The sequence below is a fragment of the Nocardia grenadensis genome (assembly GCF_050942415.1).
GTDB lineage: Bacteria > Actinomycetota > Actinomycetes > Mycobacteriales > Mycobacteriaceae > Nocardia > Nocardia grenadensis.
On the sequence record NZ_CP192054.1, the window covers coordinates 881,738 to 903,815 of the forward strand.

A 22,078-nucleotide genomic window follows, 5' to 3' on the forward strand; every position below is an offset into this window, starting at 1 on the left:
GGCCACCGCCGCGGCGCGGACCCCCCGGTTCACAGCCCGCGGACGAGGGAGTAGAGGTCGGTCACCCAGAACACGAGCGGCAGCACCGCGGCCACGAAGCCGTATTCGATCAGTTCCGCGGCCCGCCGCATCGGCGGAGTGGCCGTCTGGTTGGGGACGATCATGCCGAGGACGAGCGCGGCGATCAGCATGACCAGGGCGGCTCCGAACGCGGCCAGCGGCAGATCGGTCACGAACGCCATCCCCACCAGCATGGCGAGCAGGATGGCGGCGCCACCCGCGATCAGGATCACGGCCTGTTCGGCGCCGGCGTAGGTGCGGCTGCGGAACATCAGGACCGCCGCGCACACCAGTGCGAGCGCGATGCCCTGCCAGAAGAACCCGCCCCCGGTGGGATCGGTGGCCACCAGCGCGCCGACCACCGTGACCAGCGTGGTCGCCGAGACCAGTCCGCTCAGATAGGTCCGCGCGCGAGCCGATTTCGCGTGCAGGGCATCGAGCGTGGGCAGGGCCCGGTGATCGTCGGGATCGTCTTCGGTCGGATCGATGGGGGTGCCGGGGGAGGGCACGGGGGGCAGCGGCAGTTTCGCCAGCATCATGGAGATCCGCGGGGCCAGCGACAGCGCGGCGAGACCCAGGGCCGCCACCACCGCGCCGACGGCCTTCATCGGCAGCTCGGTGAGCAGGCCGACCAGCGCGGAGGGCACCGCGAAGAGCGCCACCGTGCCCGCGCCGATGAACAGCCCGAGGCCCACGCCGGTGACCCGCCAGGCCAGAATCGCCGTGGCCCCCAATAGCGTGGAACCGAGCAGCATATGGGCCCAGTCGTAGTGATCCGGCACGATCAGCATGCCGCCGGTGAACGCCGGCGGCAGCGCGCAGCCGCCGAGGACCAGCGAGGTCTTCGGATCGCCGTACACCCGGCTGAGGATCATCGCCGCGACCACCAGCAGCACCGCCACCCCCAGCGCGATCGCCCCGGTGATCCAGCCGGGCATCGCGTCCGGCGACGCCAGCAGTGCGGTGCAACCCGCCAGCATGGTGAGCACCGCCAGCGCCGAGCCGGTGATCCGCGCGGTATTCGGATTCCACCCGCGGAAATGCTCGGCGTCGGCGACGGCGACGTTGTACATGATGTCGTCGAAGAGCGGGGTCGGCGCGGTGTGGGCCGAGTTCTCCAACATCAGCAGCTCGCCGTCGCGCACCCCCTGTTCACCGAGGCTGAGCGAATTCGACAGCGGCGGCTGGCCGATCCGGGCCAGCACCCAGTCCGCGGGTTCGTAGCGTTCGCCCTGGTGGTCGAAGTCGTTGGTTCTGCTGTGCGCGGCGATCATATCGACCACACTCGGGATCACCAGCGCGACCGGAACATCGACTGGAATGGCCATATCGACCTGGGTGTGTTTGGCCAGAATGGTGACCCTGGTGAGATCCGGTGCGCGGACTATCCCCCGCGAGGAATCTTCCTCCATATGGTCCAGTCGCGCATGCGTCACGCTTCCCCCAAGTTGGTTCGCTACCCTGCTCGTTTTCCGCATTCTCCCAGGAGATCGCGGGTTGCGTGCCCCCGTTCCGGCCAGCAGAATGCAGGTCGAACTGTACGACATGTTCGTGCTTGCCTCTACACTGAGCCCGAACATCGCATGGCCACAAGGGGGATCTCGTTCGATGACCACTGTCCGTTTTCAGCGGCGTGCGCGCCGGGAGGTTCCACGGACACCGGGCGGCGAGGTCACCCTGCAGCCACCCCCCGAAATCCCCCGGGTGACGCCGGGAAATCTGCTGGGCAAGCTCATGCCGGTCGTGATGATCATCGGCATGGTCGGGATGATGGCGCTGATGTTCACCCAGGGCGGTGGTATCGCGTCGAATCCGATGTCGCTGATGTTCCCGATGATGATGATGGTCTCGATGGTCGGGATGTTCGCCGGCCAGGGCAACGGTAAGGGGGCCAAGGCGGCGGAGGCCAACGAGGACCGCAAGGACTATCTGCGCTATCTCGACCAGGTCCGCAAGGATGTCGGGGTCACGGCGGCCGAGCAGCGGGCCGCGGTGGAGTGGAGTCATCCGGAGCCGGGCCTGGTCTGGATGCTCGCCGGTACCTCCCGGATGTGGGAGCGCCGGCCCAGCGACAAGGACTTCTGCCATGTCCGTATCGGCATCGGAGGGCAGCGGCTGGCCACCCGCCTGGTCGCCCCGGAAACCGGGCCGGTGGAGGAGCTCGAACCGATCGCCGCGGTCTCGTTGCGCCGTTTCGTCCGCGCGCATTCCACGGTCCCCGATCTGCCCACCGCCATCGCGGTGAAGGGTTTCGCCACCATCGCCCTCGACGGCGACCGGGCCCAGGCCCGGGACATGGTGCGCGCGATGCTGGTTCAGCTGGCCATGTTCCACGGCCCGGACCAGGTGCTCACCGCGATCGTCTGCGGGCCCGACACCAGCGCGGAATGGGAATGGACCAAATGGCTGCCGCACACCCAGCACCCGGACGCCCAGGACGGTGTCGGTACCCAGCGTATGTTCTTCGGTTCGATCCGCGAGATGATGGCCGGCCTCGCCCCCATCCTCGGCAACCGGGTCCGCTACTCCCGTAACCAGCCCACCAATGCCGCCATGGTGCACGTGGTGATCGTGGTGGACGGCGGCCTGCTCGAAGCCGAAGAGGATCAGCTGCGCGAATCCGGGTACGAGGGCGTCACCGTCATCGACCTGTGCGGATACGCGCCGCGCCTGGCGGTATCGCGGGGCATCGGCCTGACCATCCGTAATGGTGAATGCCTGGGCCGCGGCGCCACCGGAAACCAGGAGCGTTTCGCGGTCATCGACCGGATCGGCCGGGAACAGGCCCAGCAGGTGGCCCGCCGCCTCGCCCCCTACCGCGCGGCCACCCAGCGCAGTAGCGATGTCGAGGTCAGCGAAGGGGAGACCATCAACACCTGGGCGCAGTTGATGGGCCTGGGCGATATCGGTTCCTTCAATCCCGAGAGCGCGTGGCGGCCCCGCTACGGCCGGGAGCGGTTGCGGGTTCCGTTCGGTGTCGGCGCCGACGGGCTGCCCGTCGTGCTGGATATCAAGGAAGCCGCCGAATCCGGTATGGGCCCGCACGGTCTGTGCATCGGCGCCACCGGTTCCGGTAAGTCCGAATTCCTGCGCACCCTGGTGCTCAGTCTGCTGGCCACTCATTCACCGGACCAGCTGAATCTGGTCCTCGTCGACTTCAAGGGCGGCGCGACCTTCCTCGGCCTCGACGGGGTCCCGCATGTCGCGGCCGTCATCACCAACCTGGAAGAGGAAGCCGACCTCGTCGACCGTATGCGCGATGCGCTGGCGGGCGAGATGAACCGCCGTCAGGAAGTGCTGCGCCAGGCCGGTAACTTCGCGAATGTCTCCGAATACGAGAAGGCCCGGGCCGCCGGTGCCGATCTCGATCCGCTGCCCGCGCTGTTCGTGGTCCTCGACGAGTTCTCCGAACTGCTCACCCAGCACCCCGATTTCGCGGAACTGTTCGTGATGATCGGCCGCCTGGGCCGCTCGCTGCACGTCCATCTGCTGCTCGCCTCGCAGCGGTTGGAAGAGGGCAAGCTCAAAGGCCTGGAGTCGCACCTGTCCTACCGTATCGGCCTGAAAACCTTCTCCGCGAACGAATCCCGCCAGGTGCTCGGTGTCCCGGATGCCTATAACCTCCCCAACAATCCCGGCGGTGGCTACCTGAAATCGGATTCGGGCGAGATCCAGCGATTCCAGGCCTCCTACGTCTCCGGGGCGTATGTGGGTGGCGGCCCGCAGCGCGATATCGCAGTGGCGACCCGGGCCGGCGAGATCGATATCACCGCCCGCCCGTTCCTGGCCAAACACGTCGAATTCCGGGCAGTGGACCGGATACCGTTGGCTCCCGAACCGCTCGACGATCCGGAACCGCTGATCGAGGACGGCGAACAGATCTCCAATATCGGCATGCTGGTGGCCCGGATACGCGGCCACGGCCGGCCCGCCCACGAGATCTGGTTGCCGCCGCTGGACGCCGCCCCGTCGCTGGACGAACTCGTCCCACGTTCTATCCTCACCGGCGAATACAGCGCGCAGGCCGGTCTGCGCGCACCGATCGGTATCGTCGACCGCCCCTATGACCAGCGGCGCGACCCCCTGGTCGTGGATCTGTCCGGTGCGCGCGGCAATGTGGCCGTCGTCGGTGGCCCGCAGTCGGGTAAATCGACCATGCTGCGCACGCTGATCATGGCGATGTCGCTGACCCATACCGCCGAACAGGTGCAGTTCTACTGCCTGGATTTCGGTGGTGGCACCCTCGCCAGTCTCGAGGGCCTGCCGCACGTCGGTTCGGTGGCCGGCCGGTTGGACCACGACAAGGTCCGCCGCACCATCGCCGAGATGACCACCATCGTGCGCACCCGCGAACTGCGCTTCCGCCAGCTCGGCATCGAGTCGATGTCGGAGTTCCGCCGCCTGCGTGCCGGCGACCCGGCGAGCAGTCAGGCCGCCACCGGGGCCCACGAGGACCCGTTCGGTGACGTCTTCCTGGTGATCGACGGTTTCGGTTCGATCCGCCAGGATTTCGAACCGCTGGAACAGGCGATCATGAACCTCGCGGTCCAGGGCCTGTCCTACGGCGTGCACGTGGTGATCGCGCTCTCGCGTTGGATGGAGGCCCGGCCGCAGCTCAAGGATCAAATCGGCACCCGGCTGGAACTGCGCCTCGGTGATCCGGCCGATTCCGAGTTCGGCCGCAAGGTCGCGGCGCTGGTTCCGCAGGGCCGCCCGGGTCGCGGTATGACTCCGGAAAGCCTGCATATGCTCACCGCGCTGCCCCGGGTGGACGGGTCCTCCGAGGCCGAGGATCTCGGTCGCGGCGTCGCCGACGCCGTCGCGCGACTGCAGCAGGCGACTCCCGGACGTCCCGCACCGCAGGTCCGGATGCTGCCCGAACAACTCGACCGGGAACAGTTCGTGCGGGGCATCGGACCCTGGGAGGGCCCGGCGGACCGGCGCAATGTCGCGATCCCGATCGGTATCAACGAATCCGAGCTCGCGCCGGTTTTCCTCAATTTCGACGACAATCCGCACTTCCTGATCTTCGGCGATACCGAATGCGGGAAGTCGACGTTGCTGCGCAATATCGTCAGCGGCATCGTCGAATCCAACGCGCGCGACAAGGCGGCGCTCATCCTGGTCGATTTCCGGCGCACCATGCTCGGCTACTTCGACCAGGAACGCCTCGCCGCCTACGCGACCGGCGCGGAGGGCCTGACCACGAATATGCGTGACCTCGCCGCCCTGCTGCGAACCCGCATGCCCGGCCCCAACGTCACCCCGCAGGAATTGCGCGACCGTTCCTGGTGGACCGGCCCGGATCTGTTCGTGATCGTCGACGACTACGACCTGGTCTCCAGCGGATCCAGCGGCAACCCGCTCGCGCAGATCGTCGATTACCTCGCGCATGCCAAGGACATCGGCCTGCACCTGATCATCGCGCGCCGCTCCGGCGGCGCGGGCCGGGCCATGTACGAGCCGGTGATCTCCCGCATGCGCGACCTGGCCACGCCCGGACTGATCATGAGCGGCAGCCGGGAAGAGGGCGGCCTGCTCGGAAATGTCCGGCCCAGTGCCATGCCGCCGGGCCGCGGCACCCTGGTCGGGCGTTCGGGTAACGATCTCATCCAGACCTCGTGGATGCCGGCGCAGTAATGCCGGTGGCCGAGATCGCGCTGACCGAGACACGGCTGTGGGCGTGGAGCGCGAACACCCATACCGATCTCACTCCGTCGGTCGTACCCACCGGTGACGGCCGCAGTCTGGTGGTGGGCGAGCCGCTGGCTCCTCCCTCCATCGCGGTGTCGCCGGTGCAGCTGGTCACCGCCGACCGCATCGCCTACGACCCGGGTATGCCGACACCCGAGGAAGCATTGAGCGCGGTGCTCGGTCATACGCTCACCCAGCTGCGTATACCGACACCGTGTGAGCGGCTCACCGTCGTACACCCGACCGAATGGGACCCGCATCGGCTGACCGTCCTGGAGTCCGCGGCACGTCGCCACAGCGGTCACGTGACGCTGGAGACGATCGCCGTCCGGGCGGTCGCCGCCGGGCGGCGGCTACGCGATGCGCGCACCGTGGTCCTCGAATTCGGACCGCTGTCGACCACCGCCTCCACTGTGGTTCCGGCGGAGGGCGGTCCGCGGCTCGAGTACTGCGAGCACGAGCCGGTACTGGCCGCCGCCGAGATCGCAGCGGACGACGACGGCCGCGCCGGTTTCGACGCACTGCTCGACCGACTGTTGCACGGCTGCCGGGTGAGTTCGGTACTCGTGGTGGGCCGTACCGACGTCGGCTTCCTCGAGCGGATCGGTTCGGTGGTCGCCGAACGCTGCGGTAACGCCGAGTTGGTGGTGGTGGCCGGTACCGATCTGGTGCGGGTGCCCCGCACCGACCCCGGCGATCACCGCCCCACCCTGCCCCCGGCCGCCGCCGAGACCGAATGGCTACAGCCCCTGCGAGAGCGGGCCGCCGCCACCCGGCCACCGCCCTCCCGGACCCCGCTCTATCTCGCGGCGGCGGCCGTACTCGTCGTCGCCGTCCTGGTAGCGGCCGGCATCGGTATCGTCCGGATTTCCGGCGGCGACTCGGCTGCCGTGGCCACCGCGCCGTCCACTATCCCGGCGCCCGACGGCGGTGACACCGACACGGCTGCCGATCCGGGCCCGGTGTCCTTCGGCGCTCTCCGTCTCACGGTCCCGGCCGGGTGGCGGATCAAGGATCCGTCCGCCGGTTCCGGGCGCCTGGAACTGGTGCCCGAGACCGGGTTGCGCGCACGTATCACCGTGACCCAGCAGCCCGTGACACCCGATGTCGGCTATGAACGGATCGCCGCCGACCTGGAGGCGCAGATCGCCCGTCGCCCAGCGGGTTCGGTATCCGCGGTCCGTCGCGACGTGGTGTTCGCGGGCCGTCCTGGCCTGGCATATTCCGAGCATCCGGAGGACGGATCCACCGTTGACTGGCATGTTATCGTCGAGCACAGCATCCAGATCAGTATCGGGTGCCAATATCAGACAGGGGGGCAGGACTCGATCACACCTATCTGTGAAGACCTCGCGAACTCGCTGGATGTCAGCCGATGACCTCCGGCCGGGATATTTTCCGGAATCCTACGGAACCGATTGGGCGGGGATCGCGTCCAATCATCATGAAGGCAAGTTCGGACCGTTTGCGGACGCAGGGGGTCCGGATCCGAACTCGAGTAAGGAGATATCGTGGCGAACCCCAACGTCACTACCGACGTAGCGGCAATGGAGACAGCTGCCAAGCACGTCGAGAACGTGAATTCGCAGCTGCAGACCGAACTCGGCAACGTCCGTAACATTGTTGCCGGTTCGGCGGGGAACTGGGAAGGTTCTGCCGCCGCCACCTTCCGCAAGGTCATGGACGATTACGATTCGCAGTCCCGCAAGCTGCACGACGTCCTCGCGGAGATCGGGACCCTCATCCGTGAAAACGGCAAGGGGTACACGGCCACCGAACAGGCGAACCAGGATCGCTTGAATTCGCTCGGTGCCTCGGCCGAACTCGGCTCCAGCCTGAAGATCTGAACGCCGTCGGTTCACGAGAGTCTTAGGAGTTATTGCTATGTCGCAGATGAAGTATTCGGAAGCCCAGTTGATGGCGATGACCGGCGACCTCCGTACATCGAAGGGCCGGTTGACCGAAACCCACGACGAGCTCCAGGGTTACGTCAACGCGCTGGCCGCCGAATGGGAATCCGGTGCGCAGGAGGCATACCGCCTCAAGCAGGCGCGGTGGGACGAGGCACACAACGGCCTGCTCGACATCATGGAGCGTCTCGCCAAGATCGTCGAAGACGGTGCCATCGATATGACGACCACCGATAAACTGAATGCGTCGCGCTGGGTCTGATTCGATAGGCCGACCGGATGCAGCTCGAAACAGCGATTGTGCCCCGAGATCGATTCTCGAGGCGCAATCGCTTTCTTTCGCCTCAGGTCAGATCATTCAGCAGTAGGTACTGCGCCGCGGTCTTCTGATGTAACTCCTGGATTTGATCGGCTCCGTCGACGAGAACGGTGTACCGGCCATTCGTGAAGACACATCGGAGGGAACCCGTTTCCTCCGGGTTTTCGGAGCAGTGTGCGCCGGGCATGCCCGGTGGCGTATCAATTGTTTCGTACGCCGGGTCGAGCCGGGAGTCCAGATAGGCCGCGAATCGCTCGGCGGCCGCCGCGTCGCCCGCGCGATATATTTCGGTTTCTCCCCGCGTCACCAGGTCGATTTGCGCGTCTTCGATCGCTCGTTTCGTCAGGTCGGGGCGCTCCGTGAAATGTAAAGCGACCGAGGGTTTCATCACCGCTTCGCTTTCCCCTGTTTCGGCGGGTAATGCGTGACGGAGGATGTCATCGGTGTCGACGGGCAGCTCCGGCAGCTTTTCGGGAGAGGTCGGCCGGAATTCCCGTAGCCGCTCGAACTGCTTGTCCAGCACCGCCTGGGTCAGCTCGGCCAGGGCGTTGTGATCGGGTGGTATATCCACGCCTGGTCCGATATAGGTTTTCACGAGGTATTCGTCGCTTGCGGCCCAGGTGGATACCGAGTCGTACTGGCCGACCTGACCGAATGCGTCGGCATAACCAGGTATCGCGATCGTGGCCACCGGTGGATAGCGGCCGGTCCACGCCCGGTCGGACAGATATTTCGCGGCGTGGGCCGCCTGTCCGGGCTCGGTGAACCGGAGCACCGTCAGTTCGACGGTGCGGCCCAGTGTCTGCTCCGCGCGCCGCTGCCCGGCGGTTTCCCATCCGACCCGGAAACCGGGCACCTCCGTGGCGAAGTTGTCGGTCAGCTCAGGGGGTTCGAGCTGGGTGTACATCTTGCGCTGGTATCGGACCCGGCCGAAGACGAGACGGGGATCGGTGTCCATGATCAAGGGAACGAACTCGGCCAGGCGCAGCGCCTCTTGGATGCCCACGTTTTCGGGTGTCCGCACTTCCGCTGCCGCGCGCGGTACCGTCCGATAGTTACCGGGCCGGAGCGCGGAAGTGTCCACGGCGGTGTGGCTTTCGGTGTCGTGTCCGCAGCCGGCGGCGACAATGATCGCCAATGTGCACACCGCACTCGAAACGCGCCTGGAAGTCGGCACGGCAGGGCCCCCTTTTCCTCAATCCACTACGGCCGAGATGGACGGGACCAATCTATCGACCAGGGTGGCCGCGGACTGGCCGGTCCACACCTGGAAGGCCTGCACCGTGTTTATATCGTCGACTACAACGATTTTCGCCGAAGAGTTCAGGAACTGATTCGGTAGGCCCCCGAGGCCGCCGTTACCGGCGGCACTGTCGGACCGGGTCACGACGATGACATCCAGGGTCTTCGGCAGCGAGAAGCTCGTCGGCGCCAGGTCCCGGGGCGAGGTCTCGTTCCGCAGGGGGAGGTACTCGTCGCTGTACCGGAAGCCGATATCGCGGAGGAAGTCGGCCTGCGGCGAACCGTCCAGTACCGCGGAGAACATCGAATTCCCGTAATTGAAGGCGACCACGGTCTTGCCGGTGAATTCCGGGTGATCCGATCGGACTTCGGCCAGGTCGGGCCCCGCCGAAGACCCCGATCCACCGCTGGAGAAGGCATAGATGCCGGCGGCGATCGCGAGTATCGCGACGACGGCTACCGCGGCGGAGACGATGATCCGGCTTCGCCCCCGCTTACCGGTGTCCGGCCGGGCTGCGGTGGTGGCATAACCGGTGCGCGGCCGCGTGGTCACTTCCTCCTGCCCGGGCAGGGGTGGTGTATTCGTGGCAGAGACGTATCCGCCGGCGTACGACGGTCCCGAACCCGGCCCGCCCGGTGACGCGAACACATGGCCCGGACCCGGGGCACGGTACGAGTTCGGCCCGCGCATCGCCGCTTCCGCGTCGGCGACGAACTCGCGGCAGGTCGGATAGCGATCCTGTGGATTCTTGGCCAGCACCCGGGCGAATACCTGATCGAGTGCGGGGGGGAGATCACCGCGGACCGCGGTAATCCGCGGCGGCGGTTCGTTGACGTGGCCCATCATCACCACGGCCGGCACGGTGGACGGGTACGGGTTCTGTCCGGTCAGGAGCCGGAAGAAGGAGCATCCCAGGCTGTAGATATCGGAGCGGTGGTCGAGTTGCCGGCCGAGCAACTGTTCGGGCGAAGCATATGCCACGGTGGCCATGAACTTCCCGGTCGCCGTGAGGTCCTGGCCGTCCTCGGCGGACTTCGCGACACCGAAATCGGTGAGCAGGACCCGCTCGTGATCGTCGTCGGGGGAGGCGGACAGCAGGAAATTGGCCGGTTTGATGTCCCGGTGCAGCAGCCGGCGCCGGTGGGCGTAATCCAATCCCTTCCCGACCTCGGAGATGATGTGCAGGGCGCGTGGCGGTGTCATGACCCCCGGGCCCTTGCTTGCTTCTTCGGAGGCGTCGGTACCCGGCACGTACTTCATCGCGATCCACAGCCGGCCGTCCTCCTCGCCGCGGTTGTACACCGTGACGATATTCGGGTGGTCGAGGCCGGCGGCGAGGCTGCCTTCGCGCTCGAAGCGTGCGCGGAATTCCGGGTCACCGGACAAGTCCTCGCTGAGGATCTTGATCGCGTCCCGGCGCGGCAGGGTGGGGTGCCGGCCCAGGTACACCGACCCCATCCCGCCGCTACCCAGAACTCCTACTATGAGGTAGCCCCCGACAACGGCACCGGGCGGCAACGCCATTCGTGTCCTCCTCTTGCCCCGACCGACCCGCGGTGAGCCATCATTGCTCCGGTGCGGTCGAATTGATCCTGCCCTACATCACGATCCCCGGCACCGCGGCCACAGCGGCCCCGCCCACGGTGGTCAGCGGCTGTTCGCGAGAATGGCGTACTGGGCGGCGAGTCCCTGGTGGAGTTCCGGAGAGGGCAGCTTGCCGAGGCCGGTGTCATCGACCAGTGCCACGTAGCGGTCGTAGACGACCACGCAGAAGAACGTCTGGAACAGCGCGGTGTGGTAATCGCGCTGCACACAGCGGGCATCGCCGAGACCGGGTGGCTCGTCGATCCGCTCGTCGTATCTGCCGGGGCGGGTGAGCGCCGTCTGCAAGGCGAAGGCCTGGGACGGCCCCGCGGCCCGGTAGACGGTCGCGTTGTTGCGAGCGACGAGGTCCACGCCGTATGCCTCGTAGTCGTGGATCGCCTCGGCATCGGGTTCCATGTGCAGGTACGCCGAGGGGCTGTAGGCGCCGAGCAGATCACTGAAGGCGGCACTTCCCTGGAAGTCGCCGGGCAGCGTCATGCTCATGATGCCGTCCGGGTCTGTGGGCAGGTCGAGCATATCGTCGGGTGGTGTGGGTACCAGGCTCTGCAATGCACCGAATTGCAGGTCGAGAAGTTTCCTCAACCGCTCACCCGCCAGTGCGACTTCGCCCGGCGGCGCCGACATGGCGGCTACCACGACGAAGGGCCCCGTGGCCGCGAAGAGCTGTGCCCGGTCACGGCCGGGCGCGAGCGCGGCGTGAGCCTCGCCGTAGCCGGCGATATCGATTCGCTGACGTCCGGGAGCCAGCACGTCCATCGCCGTGTTGTACTCGGTCGCGGCGGTTCGGGCGTAGTCATCGTTTCCGAACCTCAGAACGGCGACCGCGAGGCGCTTTTCGGTGCGGGGGTTGTTGTTCGCGCGCGCGGTCACTACTCCGGACACGAAGAAGTTCTTCTCGGCGATCGGCTCGAACTCGGTGGGCAGCAGGTTCGGCGTCGGAGATGTGCCCGCGGCGATCAGTTCGGTGTCCTGGAGATACCGGAAATCCGGATCCACTTGGTAAGGCGAAATCAGGGATCCGAGCATTCGGCGCGATTCGAGGGAGTAGATATCGGCGGAGGTATTGATCTCCATCTCGAATTTCGTCGGCTCGGTGGGGAACAGGCCGTGATCCAGCTCGGTGATGGTGACCGGCGCCATCCCGGGCCCGGCGTGACCCGTCACTGTCTGCGCGCACGCCGTGGTCACCACGGACACGGCGGATACGAATGCCGTCATCACATATCTCAGAACCCTTGAACGGCTACGACCGGCGCCGGTGACCATCCGTCCCCCTCAACCTGCGAGCAATGCGTACTGGGCCGCGGTCTTCTGATGCAGATCCTGGATCTGCGCGCCCTCCACCAGCGCGAAGAACCTACCGGTCCGCAACAGGCAGAAAGTCGACGGACGCTGCTCGGCTTTCCTGCTGAAACACTCGACGTTTCCGTCTGTGACGCCGGCGGGCGCATCGATCGACTCGGTGTTTGCCGCGTCCCCGGTGACGGGCCGGAACCGTTGCCACAGCGCTTGGGCCCCGACCACTGTCCGGCTTCGCATCACCACCGATTCCGCGAGGGCGATGGCCGAGACCTGCCCTTCGGCGAGGAAGTCCAGGCTGTTTATTCCGCCGAGTGCGTACAGGGCGCCCCGCCCGCGGAAGGCGCCCGGGGGACCGAGCGCCGCCACCGTCTGCAGGTTCTTCGGGAGGGCAAGGGCCAGTACCCCATCGGGGTCCAGCGGGATCCCGGTCAATTGGTCCGCCGGTGTGGGCTCGAATTGATCGAGCAGGGGCGACTGCACACGGAGTAGGGCCTCGGTGCGCTGGACCATGCCGGCCAGATCGGTGCGCCCGGACAAGTCGTCGAACTTGATGTAAACGACATAGCGATCGTGGGCGGTCCAGCTGCCGAGCGAGGCGGTGCCGGGCCGCCAATGCGCCCTGGAGCGGGGGTATCCGGGGAGCGTGGCGGGCCGGTTGTCGGTGTTGAAAGTGAAATCGTCGTGTTCGAGACCGTCGGCGACGGTCTCGGCGGTGGCCGCATCCGGGAACATCAACACCGCGATACTCATTTGCGCGGCGGTGGCGGGATCACCGTCCGTTGACCAGGTATGCACCCAGCCGGTGATCAGGTCTGTCGCGACATCGTCGAAAGTATCGTTGATGACCAGGGACTGCATATCTCGCCGGTCCAGCACCACCGGCCCGCCCATACCCCGCATCGGGGTGACATAGGCCGGGTCCGCTTCGAAGGGCAGTGCCACGAAATCGCCGAGTCGCTGGCCCTCCCGATAGCGTGCGGCCTTCTCGTCGCCCGCTGTGCTGTAGTGGGTCGGCTCGGACGGATAGTTCCCGATATCGAGGCCTGTCAGGTCCGGCGCGGGTCTGACGGGCTGCCCCTCCACCACCGATCCGCAGGCGGCAGTGCCCGCCGACAGGAACAGGGCGGCGAGTCCGGTACAGATTCGGCGCAGCACAGAGTGGTCCGTTCTGCGCACTGCGGCCCCCTTACGAATCGCGATCCTGCGGCATCGTACTGCACATCGTGGCGGCTCAACGGGTTACGTGGGAGCGCGATCGGGCCCGACCGGCCGAGAGAACGGACGGCCGAGGGCAGCGGGCGGGGTGGCCCGGTGCCCTCGGCCGGACGACCACTGCTACCGCGCCTGTGATCTGTGCCGTTCGATCCTTTGCGCAGAACCCCCGGGGCTGTCCGGTCTGGATGATGGATGGTGTGCGTTTCCGCAGGTTCGGCCTCGTCGCCGCTTCGTTGGTTGCTCTGGTGCTGACCGGGTGTGGGGCCGGCGAGGATTTGGTGCCCATCCCGGAGGGGATTCCGCCAGGCCCCGGCCTCCCGGTACCCGTGATCGATATCGATGCCCCCGGCCGGACCGCCGCGCAATTGAACGCGTGGGCGGCCGAGCACGCCGGGGCGCTGGATATGCCGGTGGCCGCGCTCGAGGCGTACGGGTACGCGGCGGCGGTGATGGCGCGGGCGCGGCCGGATTGTGGGATCGGCTGGACGACATTGGCGGGGATCGGGAGTGTGGAGAGCGATCACGGCCGGCATCGCGGGGCCGAGGTGCGGGACGACGGTCTGGTGGAGCCGTCGATCATCGGGATACCCCTGGACGGGGCGCCGGGGGTCGCGGAGATCAGGGATACCGACGACGGTGTGCTCGACGGGGACCGGGTCTTCGATCGGGCGGTCGGGCCCATGCAGTTCATCCCGGAGACCTGGCGCAGGTGGGGAGTGGACGCCAATGGGGACGGGGTCGCCGATCCGCACAGTATCGATGACGCGGCGCTCACCGCGGCACGGTATCTGTGCGTGAGCGGCGGGACGCTGGGCACCGCCGAGGGGTGGAGCCGGGCGCTGTTCACCTACAACAGGTCGGAGAGCTATATGAAGGTGGTTCGCGATCGGGCCGCGACCTACAGCGTCGGCCGGCGCGTCTGAGGTGGCGCCGGAACTGCGGCGGGCGCTGCGGGGCGGCGGATGGACTGGCCGTAACCGGGCCTATTAGGCTCACAATCGCACGGCTCGTCCCGATAACTACCGTGCCACCAGCCGAAGGAGTGTTGTTTTCGTGGCCATCATCGAACAGGTCGGAGCTCGCGAGATCCTGGATTCGCGCGGTAACCCCACCGTCGAGGTCGAGATCGCCCTCGACGACGGCACCCTGACCCGCGCCGCGGTGCCCTCCGGTGCCTCCACCGGCGAGCACGAGGCCGTGGAACTCCGCGACGGCGGGGATCGCTACAACGGCAAGGGCGTGCAGAAAGCCGTCGAGGGGGTGCTCGACGAGATCGCTCCGGCCGTGATCGGCCTGGACGCCGTCGAACAGCGCACCGTCGACCAGGCGCTGCTCGACCTCGACGGGACCCCGGACAAATCGCGCCTCGGCGCCAATGCGCTGCTGGGTGTCTCCCTGGCGGTGGCACGGGCGGCGGCGGAGTCCTCGGGTCTGGAACTGTTCCGCTATCTCGGCGGACCGAACGCCCATGTGCTGCCGGTGCCCATGATGAACATCCTCAACGGCGGTGCGCACGCCGATACCGGTGTGGATGTGCAGGAGTTCATGGTGGCGCCCATCGGCGCGCCGACGTTCAAGGAATCGCTGCGCTGGGGCGCGGAGGTCTACCACGCGCTCAAGGCGGTGCTGAAGGAGAAGGGCCTGGCCACCGGGCTGGGTGACGAGGGCGGGTTCGCGCCCGACGTCGCCGGCACCAAGGAGGCGCTGGACCTGATCAGCGTCGCGATCGGTAAGACCGGGCTGAAACTGGGCCGGGATGTGGCGCTGGCGCTGGATGTCGCGGCGACCGAGTTCTACAAAGACGGTGCCTATCAGTTCGAGGGCTCCGCGCGTTCGGCCGCCGAGATGGCGAAGTTCTACACCGAACTCCGGGCCGCCTACCCGCTGGTGTCGATCGAGGATCCGCTGTCGGAGGACGACTGGGACGGCTGGGTCGCGCTCACCGACGAGATCGGCGACAAGGTGCAGCTGGTCGGCGACGACCTGTTCGTCACCAACCCCGAGCGTCTCGAGGACGGTATCGCCAAGGGCGCGGCGAATGCGCTGCTGGTGAAGGTGAATCAGATCGGCACCCTCACCGAGACCCTGGACGCTGTCGAACTGGCGCACCGCAACGGGTACAAGACCATGATGTCGCATCGGTCGGGTGAAACCGAGGACACCACCATCGCCGACCTCGCGGTCGCGGTGGGCAGCGGCCAGATCAAGACCGGCGCCCCGGCGCGTAGCGAGCGGGTGGCGAAGTACAACCAGCTGCTGCGGATCGAGGACGCGCTGGGCGATTCGGCTCGTTACGCCGGTGACGTAGCATTCCCGCGCTTCACCTTCGAGGACTGAGGTAGATGTCGGAGCGGCGTGCGCGCGGTACCAGCCCCGCGGGGCGGGGCGATCGCCGCACGTCGCGCGCGCCGTCGCGCCGCCCCGCCGCCGAAGTACACGGCGGGGCGGAGCGGGTGCGGCGTACCACCCGCCGGACCAGGGCCGGTACGGACGGCGCGCGGGATTGGTCGGAACGGACCATGCTGGGGTTGTCCGCTGGTAAGGCGATCATTCTGGCGATGGTGGTGTGCGCGCTGGCGATGACGCTGGCCGTCCCCATGCGCACCTATTTCACCCAGCGCGCCGAGGCCGATCAGCTCGCGGCCGAACGCCGGACGCTGGAGGACGATATCGACCGGCTGAAGGACCGCCGCGCTCAGCAGGAGGACCCGGCCTATATCCGCTCCGAGGCGCGCGACCGGTTACGTCTGGTGATGCCGGGCGAAACCCCGTATATCGTGCAGGTTCCGGGCATCGAAGTGCCGGCGATCCCGGATCCGCAGGCACCCCGGCACGAACCCGATCCGTGGTATACGGATCTGTGGCGGAGCATTTCCGAACCGCCCCCCGAAACCGAAACCCCCGCGCCGCAGCCGGAAGGACCCAGGTGAGTACACCCGACGACCGAGATCTGCAGATCGTCGCCGAACAGCTGGGCCGCGAACCACGCGGGGTACTCGCCATCGCCTACCGGACGCCCGATGGGCTGCCCGCGGTGGTCAAGACGGCGCCCAAACTTCCGGATGGCACCCCGTTCCCCACCCTCTACTACCTCACCGACCCTCGGCTGACCGCGGAGGCCAGCCGGTTGGAGTCCGCGGGTGTGATGAAGGGAATGACCGACCGGCTCGGCCGCGATACCGAACTCGCCGCCGCCTATCGCGCCGCGCACGACAGCTATCTGGCCGAACGCGACGAGATCGAATCGCTGGGGACCGATTTCAGCGGCGGCGGTATGCCGGACCGGGTGAAATGCCTGCATGTGCTGATCGCCCACGCGCTGGCCAAGGGGCCCGGAGTCAATCCGCTCGGTGACGAGGCGGTGGCGCTGGCGGCCGCGAACGGACTGCGCGGCAGTGCGATCCCGGCGAACTGGCCGGAATACGTGGTGACGGAAGACGAATGATGCGGCACCGCTGCCCTCGTTCCGGTCTCTGCGGACCGCGTGTACAAGCTCCGAAGGAGGCGCTATGACCGACCGGGTCGCTGCCGTGGATTGCGGCACCAATTCGATCCGACTGCTGATCGCCGATATCGGCGCGGATTCCACCCTGACCGATGTGCACCGGGAGATGCGGATCGTGCGGCTCGGCAAAGGGGTCGACGCGACGGGGCGGCTGAATCCGGAGGCGATCGAACGTACCCGCGTGGCGTTGGCCGACTATGTGTCCCTCATGCTCGAGCACGGTGTGAGCCGGGTGCGGATGGTCGCCACCTCCGCCACTCGCGACGCGTCGAACCGGGAGGATTTCTTCGCGATGACCCGGGCCGAACTCGGCCGGGTGGTTCCGGGCGCGAGCGCCGAGGTGATCACTGGTGACGAGGAGGCGCGATTGTCGTTCACCGGCGCGGTCGGTGAGCTGGCGGCGTCGGACGGGCCGTTCGTCGTGGTCGATCTGGGCGGCGGTTCCACCGAACTCGTGGTCGGGGACGGCGACGGAGTGCGGGCGGCGTTCTCCGCCGATATCGGCTGCGTACGGGTCACCGAGCGGTGTCTGCGCGGGAATCCGCCGGAGGCCGGTGAAGTCGCGGCGGCCCGGGAGTTCGCGACCGAACGTCTTACCGAGGCGTTCACCCACGTCCCGGTGGACGGCGCGCATACCTGGGTCGGGGTGGCCGGCACCATGACCACACTCGCGGCCGTCGCACTGGACCTGCCCCAATACGATTCGACGAGAACACACTTGGCGCGGATCTCGCTGCCGGATCTGTTCGCGGTCTGCGATCGGCTGATCGGGATGAATCACGACGAACGTGCCGCGCTCGGACCCATGCATCCGGGCCGGGTCGATGTCATCGGCGGCGGCGCGGTGATCACCGAGGTGCTGGCGGCGGAGCTGAAGCGGCGGGCCGGGATCACCGAACTGGTAGTCAGCGAACACGATATCCTGGACGGGATCGCGCTCTCGATCGCCTGACGGCTCACCGGGGCCTCGCGGTGGCCTGGGTGTTCGTGGAGCTGCGGTATCGGTTCGGTTCGGTATGCCACGCGCCGGACCGGGGGCATGGGACAGTCTGAGCATGTCCGAAGTACCAGACGTCGCCGAGCGCACCTTTTTCGGTCACCCGGTCGGACTCGTCAACCTTTTCGGTGTCGAACTGTGGGAACGTTTCTCCTTCTACGGGATGCTCACCATCCTCGGCTACTACCTGTATTACTCGGCTACCGACGGTGGTCTCGGTATGGATCAGGATGTGGCCGTCGGTCTGGTCGGTGCCTACGGCGGTCTGGTCTATCTCTCCACGATCATCGGCGGCTGGGTGTCGGACCGGCTGATCGGGATGGAGCGGACCGTCTTCTATGGCGGCGTAGTGGTGGTGGCCGGGCATATCGCACTGGCACTGATTCCGGGCCTCACCGGTGTGGGCGTGGGCCTGGTATTGGTGGCGCTGGGCAGTGGCGCGCTGAAATCGAACGCCTCCGCGCTGCTGGGCACCCTGTATCCGAAGGGTGATCCGCGGGTCGACGGCGGATTCACGCTCTTCTATCTGGGGATCAATCTCGGTGCCTTCGTCGGCCCGCTGCTCACCGGGCTGCTCCAGGAGGAGTGGGGCTTCCATGCCGGTTTCGGGGCGGCTGCGGTCGGGATGGCGCTGGGGCTGATCCAGTACGTGGTGTTCCGCCGCAATCTCGGCGCCGCCGGACGCGAGCCCACCGATCCGCTGCCACGTCGCGCCTACGGGCCGCTCGCCGCGGTGGTGCTCGCGGCGATCCTGGTGATCGTGCTGGTACTGGTGACCGGGCTGGTCACCGTGGACAACCTGCCCGATGTCACCACCGCGCTCATCGTCATCGCCGCCGGGGCGTACTTCGCCGTCCTGCTCACCCATCGCCGGGTGAGCCCGCTGGAACGCACCCGGGTGTGGGCCTTCGTTCCGCTGTTCGTCGCCAATGTGGTGTTCTGGGCCCTGTTCCAGCAGATCTTCACCGTGCTCGCCGTGTACTCCGACGAACGGATGAACTGGAACATCTTCGGCTGGACCGCGCCGTCGAACTGGATCGGTTCGGTGGAGCCGGTGTGGATCATCGTGCTCTCCCCGCTGTTCGCGGCGCTGTGGACCAAGCTGGGGGATCGGGCGCCCAGCACCCCTCGCAAGTTCGCGCTCGGCGTGGTCGGGATGGGGACGGCGTTTCTGCTGTTCGTCCCACTGGCCGGGACTTCGGGCCGTTCGGTGCCGGCGCTGGCCGTGCTGTGCATCATGGCGGTGTTCGCCGTCTCCGAACTGCTGATCTCCCCGATCGGCCTCGCGGTCAGCACCCAGCTCGCCCCCGAACATTTCCGGGCGCAGACGATGGCGCTCTATTTTCTGTCGGTCGCGCTGGGCACCACCTTGTCGGGGGTGTTGGCGCGTTTCTACTCGCCGGACAACGAGTTCGCCTACTTCGGGATCACCGGTTCGGTGGCGATCGCGGCGGGCGCGGTGATTGCCGGACTGTCGTCGTGGATAACCCGTCATATGGCGGGAGTGCACTAGCGTTCCCGGTACTCGCGCCGGAAAGATCAGGAGGCCGCAGTGACGACGCCGACCAGCCGAAATTCGCTGTTCCGCACCAAGAGCGTGGAACAGTCGATCCGCGATACCGAAGCACCCGGTACGAAACTGCGCAAAGACCTCACCGCCTGGGACCTGGCGATCTTCGGCGTCGCCGTCGTCATCGGTGCCGGTATCTTCACCCTCACCGCCCGCACCGCGGGCAATACCGCCGGACCCGCCGTCTCGCTGGCGTTCGTCTTCGCCGCCATCGCCTGCGGTCTCACCGCCCTGTGCTATGCGGAGTTCGCTTCCACCGTGCCGGTGGCCGGCAGCGCCTACACCTTCTCCTACGCCACCTTCGGGGAGCTGGCGGCCTGGATCATCGGCTGGGACCTGCTGCTCGAGTTCGCGCTCGCGGCGGCCGTGGTGTCCAAGGGCTGGTCGCAGTATCTGGGCCAGGTGTTCGACCGGGGTGCCGCGGTGGTGGATATAGGTGGTGTGACCTTCGACTGGGGTGCGGTACTGCTGATCGCGGTGCTCACCACCCTCCTCGCGCTCGGCACCAAACTGTCCTCGCGGGTGTCCGCGGTCGCCGTGGCGATCAAGGTCGGGGTGATCCTGCTGGTCATCATTGTCGGGCTCACCTTCTTCGACGCCGACAACCTGAGCCCGTTCATCCCGGAGGCGCAGCCCACCGAGCAGGGCCAGGGGCTCACGCAGTCGCTGTTCTCCTGGGTGACCGGCGGCGGTAACAGCAGCTTCGGCTGGTACGGTCTGCTGGCCGCGGCGAGCCTCGTGTTCTTCGCGTTCATCGGCTTCGACGTGGTCGCCACTGCCGCCGAGGAGACCAAGAACCCGCAGCGGGATCTGCCGCGCGGCATTCTCGGCTCGCTGGTCGTGGTCACCATCCTCTACGTCGCCGTCTCGATCGTGCTCACCGGCATGGTCCCCTACACCGACCTCGCCGGCGACGACGCGACTCTGGCGACCGCGTTCGCGGTGCACGGTGCCACCTGGGCCAAGAACATCATCTCCATCGGCGCCCTGGCCGGCCTGACCACCGTGGTCATGGTGATGCTGCTCGGCCAGACCCGCGTGTTGTTCGCGATGTCGCGCGACGGTCTCACCCCGCGCTGGCTCGCGCGGACCGGTCAGCGCGGCACGCCGGTGCGGATCACCCTCGTCGTCGGCGTGGTGTGCGCGATCCTGGCCGGTTTCGTGGAGTTCGGCACTCTCGAGGAAATGGTGAACATCGGCACCCTGTTCGCCTTCCTGCTGGTCTCCGTCGGCGTCGTCGTCCTGCGCCGCACCCGGCCCGACCTGCCGCGCGGCTTCAAGGTGCCGCTGGTGCCCTTCGTGCCCATCCTGGCGGTTCTGTCCTGCCTGTGGTTGATGGTGAATCTCTCGGTCGAAACCTGGCTGCGTTTCGTAGTCTGGATGCTGCTCGGTTTGGTGATGTACTTCGCATACGGCCGACGGCATTCGCTGGTCGGTAGGTCCGCTTCCGAACAGGAGTGAGCGCGATGGGTCTATCGTGGCGGTGGTTCCGGCGCCGGGAGATACAGCCCGTACACCGGCCGGTGCGGGACGACGCGTCCGGCACGGATCTGGTGGTCGAATGGATCGACGCGGTGACCACCGGTCTGGCCACCGCGCCACCGGGCCCACCCGTCGCCGCGCCCGCCCGGGTGTGCGACGGCATGTTCACCGCCGCGACCATCGTCGCGGTCCTCATCGAGAAAATCGCCGACCGCACCGAGTACCGGGTCGCCAACAACCGCTGTATGGCCTCGGCGGTGGATTTCATGAAGGTCCTCGGGGAGGACACCCTGCGTCGCTACCGCATCGACGGGGTGCAGCCGGTGGGCTGGGAGAACATGGGTACCGAAATGGACGAACTGGTGATCGCCCGCCGGCTCGGACAGCTGGGCGAAGCCCTCCAATTGGCGTTGCTGGCGGTGACTACGGACTACGAATTATCCGACGAAGTGCGCGAGGCGGCGGAGGAGTCCGGTTTGCTGGCCGCCGATGTGCTGGTGGAGGCATGCCAGGCGATTCAGACAGATCCCACAGTGTGACTCCCACTCACGGGTATTCCGGTACGGGTGTACGAGTCGGTAGTGTGTGGTCCGCACGCCCCCATAGCCCAATTGGCAGAGGCAGCGGACTTAAAATCCGCCAAGTGTGGGTTCGAGTCCCACTGGGGGCACTACTGCGCCGCAGGTCGGACAGGGTGTCCGACGATGGCGTGGCCGTATTGCAGGCACAAGCCCCTGCCCGGAGCGGTGGTCAGCGGTCCCTCGTGTCCGGCCGGACCGAGGTCGGAACCGATGACCCCACCAGGGTGTATCGGGTTCGAGTGATCCCAGATGCGGAATCACAACCACCTCGGCGGCATGATTCATTGGGTCGGACCGCGATCAGCGCAGCCGGCACGGCCCGAGTGTCCGTCCGCACCGTGCAGGCGAGTCACGCTGCACCAGCGCATCCAATTCGGATGCGTCATGGTCGGTGTGCAGCCGGGCAACTGCCCGCCGCGTGCCGGTGAAATCCGTAGCCGGATCGGTCGTGTGGGGCATGACGGCGTGTCCTGTCACCGGGTTCCGGGAACGCGGCCGGCCCTACCGCGGCCGTCGATTCAGCGAACCCGCCGGCCCGGCGGGCGTCCGCACCCGGCGCGGACGAATCCGGCCGGTGCGGTGCCCGACATGCGCC

17 protein-coding genes and 1 tRNA gene are annotated in these 22,078 nt (G+C 67.2%); 13 read left to right on the top strand and 5 right to left on the bottom strand.

Annotated elements, in window-relative coordinates; all coding sequences use genetic code 11:
* Nucleotides 1–29: 29 nt before the first annotated feature.
* Nucleotides 30–1,496, bottom strand: coding sequence for a type VII secretion integral membrane protein EccD (gene eccD, locus ACQPYS_RS03840; RefSeq protein WP_431940677.1), 1,467 nt, complete (start codon nt 1,494–1,496; stop codon nt 30–32).
* 172 nt (nt 1,497–1,668) lie between these two features.
* Here eccD and eccCa point away from each other — a divergent pair, with 172 nt between their 5' ends.
* The 4 genes from eccCa (at nt 1,669) to ACQPYS_RS03860 (ending at nt 7,926) form a co-directional block, all read left to right on the top strand.
* On the top strand, nt 1,669–5,700 hold the full coding sequence (eccCa, locus tag ACQPYS_RS03845; RefSeq protein ID WP_063035647.1) for a type VII secretion protein EccCa: 4,032 nt from the start codon (nt 1,669–1,671) through the stop codon (nt 5,698–5,700).
* Nucleotides 5,682–7,133 (top strand): type VII secretion-associated protein, encoded by a 1,452-nt coding sequence (locus ACQPYS_RS03850; RefSeq protein WP_433491708.1) that lies wholly within the window; start codon nt 5,682–5,684, stop codon nt 7,131–7,133. Before eccCa ends, ACQPYS_RS03850 begins: the two co-directional genes overlap by 19 nt.
* A 132-nt stretch (nt 7,134–7,265) precedes the next feature.
* The gene (locus tag ACQPYS_RS03855) at nt 7,266–7,601 is read left to right on the top strand and encodes a WXG100 family type VII secretion target (RefSeq protein ID WP_157120326.1); all 336 of its coding nucleotides are present in this window, start codon (nt 7,266–7,268) and stop codon (nt 7,599–7,601) included.
* Between the two features lie 37 nt (nt 7,602–7,638).
* The gene (locus tag ACQPYS_RS03860; RefSeq protein ID WP_433491709.1) at nt 7,639–7,926 is read left to right on the top strand and encodes a WXG100 family type VII secretion target; all 288 of its coding nucleotides are present in this window, start codon (nt 7,639–7,641) and stop codon (nt 7,924–7,926) included.
* Nucleotides 7,927–8,008: 82 nt separating this feature from the next.
* Here ACQPYS_RS03860 and ACQPYS_RS03865 read toward each other — a convergent pair whose 3' ends face one another.
* From ACQPYS_RS03865 to ACQPYS_RS03880, 4 genes are all read right to left on the bottom strand, one after another.
* Complete coding sequence (locus ACQPYS_RS03865) at nt 8,009–9,160, bottom strand: DUF7373 family lipoprotein (protein WP_433491710.1); 1,152 nt, start codon at nt 9,158–9,160, stop codon at nt 8,009–8,011.
* Between the two features lie 18 nt (nt 9,161–9,178).
* Complete coding sequence (locus tag ACQPYS_RS03870; RefSeq protein ID WP_433491711.1) at nt 9,179–10,750, bottom strand: serine/threonine-protein kinase; 1,572 nt, start codon at nt 10,748–10,750, stop codon at nt 9,179–9,181.
* Between the two features lie 123 nt (nt 10,751–10,873).
* Nucleotides 10,874–12,049, bottom strand: a complete 1,176-nt coding sequence (locus ACQPYS_RS03875; RefSeq protein ID WP_433491712.1) for a DUF7373 family lipoprotein — start codon at nt 12,047–12,049, stop codon at nt 10,874–10,876.
* Between the two features lie 57 nt (nt 12,050–12,106).
* Complete coding sequence (locus tag ACQPYS_RS03880; protein WP_433491713.1) at nt 12,107–13,309, bottom strand: DUF7373 family lipoprotein; 1,203 nt, start codon at nt 13,307–13,309, stop codon at nt 12,107–12,109.
* A 227-nt stretch (nt 13,310–13,536) separates the two neighbouring features.
* Between ACQPYS_RS03880 and ACQPYS_RS03885 the strand changes: the two genes are divergently transcribed.
* The 9 genes from ACQPYS_RS03885 (at nt 13,537) to ACQPYS_RS03925 (ending at nt 21,572) form a co-directional block, all read left to right on the top strand.
* The gene (locus ACQPYS_RS03885) at nt 13,537–14,271 is read left to right on the top strand and encodes a lytic transglycosylase domain-containing protein (protein ID WP_433491714.1); all 735 of its coding nucleotides are present in this window, start codon (nt 13,537–13,539) and stop codon (nt 14,269–14,271) included.
* A gap of 130 nt (nt 14,272–14,401) precedes the next feature.
* Complete coding sequence (gene eno, locus ACQPYS_RS03890; RefSeq protein WP_039822538.1) at nt 14,402–15,685, top strand: phosphopyruvate hydratase; 1,284 nt, start codon at nt 14,402–14,404, stop codon at nt 15,683–15,685.
* Between the two features lie 5 nt (nt 15,686–15,690).
* On the top strand, nt 15,691–16,278 hold the full coding sequence (locus ACQPYS_RS03895; protein ID WP_433491715.1) for an FtsB family cell division protein: 588 nt from the start codon (nt 15,691–15,693) through the stop codon (nt 16,276–16,278).
* Nucleotides 16,275–16,793: a DUF501 domain-containing protein gene (locus tag ACQPYS_RS03900; protein WP_063035656.1), complete on the top strand. Its 519-nt coding sequence runs from the start codon at nt 16,275–16,277 to the stop codon at nt 16,791–16,793. The genes ACQPYS_RS03895 and ACQPYS_RS03900 overlap by 4 nt, the downstream gene beginning before the upstream one ends.
* 64 nt (nt 16,794–16,857) lie before the next feature.
* A complete protein-coding gene (locus tag ACQPYS_RS03905; RefSeq protein WP_063035657.1) occupies nt 16,858–17,805 on the top strand; it encodes a Ppx/GppA phosphatase family protein in 948 nt (315 codons plus the stop codon).
* A 103-nt stretch (nt 17,806–17,908) separates the two neighbouring features.
* Nucleotides 17,909–19,363, top strand: coding sequence for a peptide MFS transporter (locus ACQPYS_RS03910; protein ID WP_433491716.1), 1,455 nt, complete (start codon nt 17,909–17,911; stop codon nt 19,361–19,363).
* Nucleotides 19,364–19,402: 39 nt separating this feature from the next.
* Nucleotides 19,403–20,881: an amino acid permease gene (locus tag ACQPYS_RS03915; protein ID WP_433491717.1), complete on the top strand. Its 1,479-nt coding sequence runs from the start codon at nt 19,403–19,405 to the stop codon at nt 20,879–20,881.
* 5 nt (nt 20,882–20,886) lie between these two features.
* Nucleotides 20,887–21,441, top strand: a complete 555-nt coding sequence (locus ACQPYS_RS03920) for a hypothetical protein (RefSeq protein ID WP_063035660.1) — start codon at nt 20,887–20,889, stop codon at nt 21,439–21,441.
* A 57-nt stretch (nt 21,442–21,498) separates the two neighbouring features.
* Nucleotides 21,499–21,572: transfer RNA gene (locus ACQPYS_RS03925), tRNA-Leu, on the top strand.
* Nucleotides 21,573–22,078: the final 506 nt, after the last annotated feature.

Excerpts from the sequence above, each read along its gene's own strand:
- ACQPYS_RS03920 (WP_063035660.1), top strand. The coding sequence starts at position 20,887 with ATGGGTCTATCGTGGCGGTGGTTCCGGCGCCGGGAGATACAGCCCGTA.
- ACQPYS_RS03870 (WP_433491711.1), bottom strand. The coding sequence starts at position 10,750 with ATGGCGTTGCCGCCCGGTGCCGTTGTCGGGGGCTACCTCATAGTAGGA.
- eccCa (WP_063035647.1), top strand. The coding sequence starts at position 1,669 with ATGACCACTGTCCGTTTTCAGCGGCGTGCGCGCCGGGAGGTTCCACGG.
- ACQPYS_RS03885 (WP_433491714.1), top strand. The coding sequence starts at position 13,537 with ATGGATGGTGTGCGTTTCCGCAGGTTCGGCCTCGTCGCCGCTTCGTTG.
- ACQPYS_RS03875 (WP_433491712.1), bottom strand. The coding sequence starts at position 12,049 with ATGACGGCATTCGTATCCGCCGTGTCCGTGGTGACCACGGCGTGCGCG.
- ACQPYS_RS03910 (WP_433491716.1), top strand. The coding sequence starts at position 17,909 with ATGTCCGAAGTACCAGACGTCGCCGAGCGCACCTTTTTCGGTCACCCG.
- ACQPYS_RS03895 (WP_433491715.1), top strand. The coding sequence starts at position 15,691 with ATGTCGGAGCGGCGTGCGCGCGGTACCAGCCCCGCGGGGCGGGGCGAT.
- ACQPYS_RS03860 (WP_433491709.1), top strand. The coding sequence starts at position 7,639 with ATGTCGCAGATGAAGTATTCGGAAGCCCAGTTGATGGCGATGACCGGC.
- ACQPYS_RS03905 (WP_063035657.1), top strand. The coding sequence starts at position 16,858 with ATGACCGACCGGGTCGCTGCCGTGGATTGCGGCACCAATTCGATCCGA.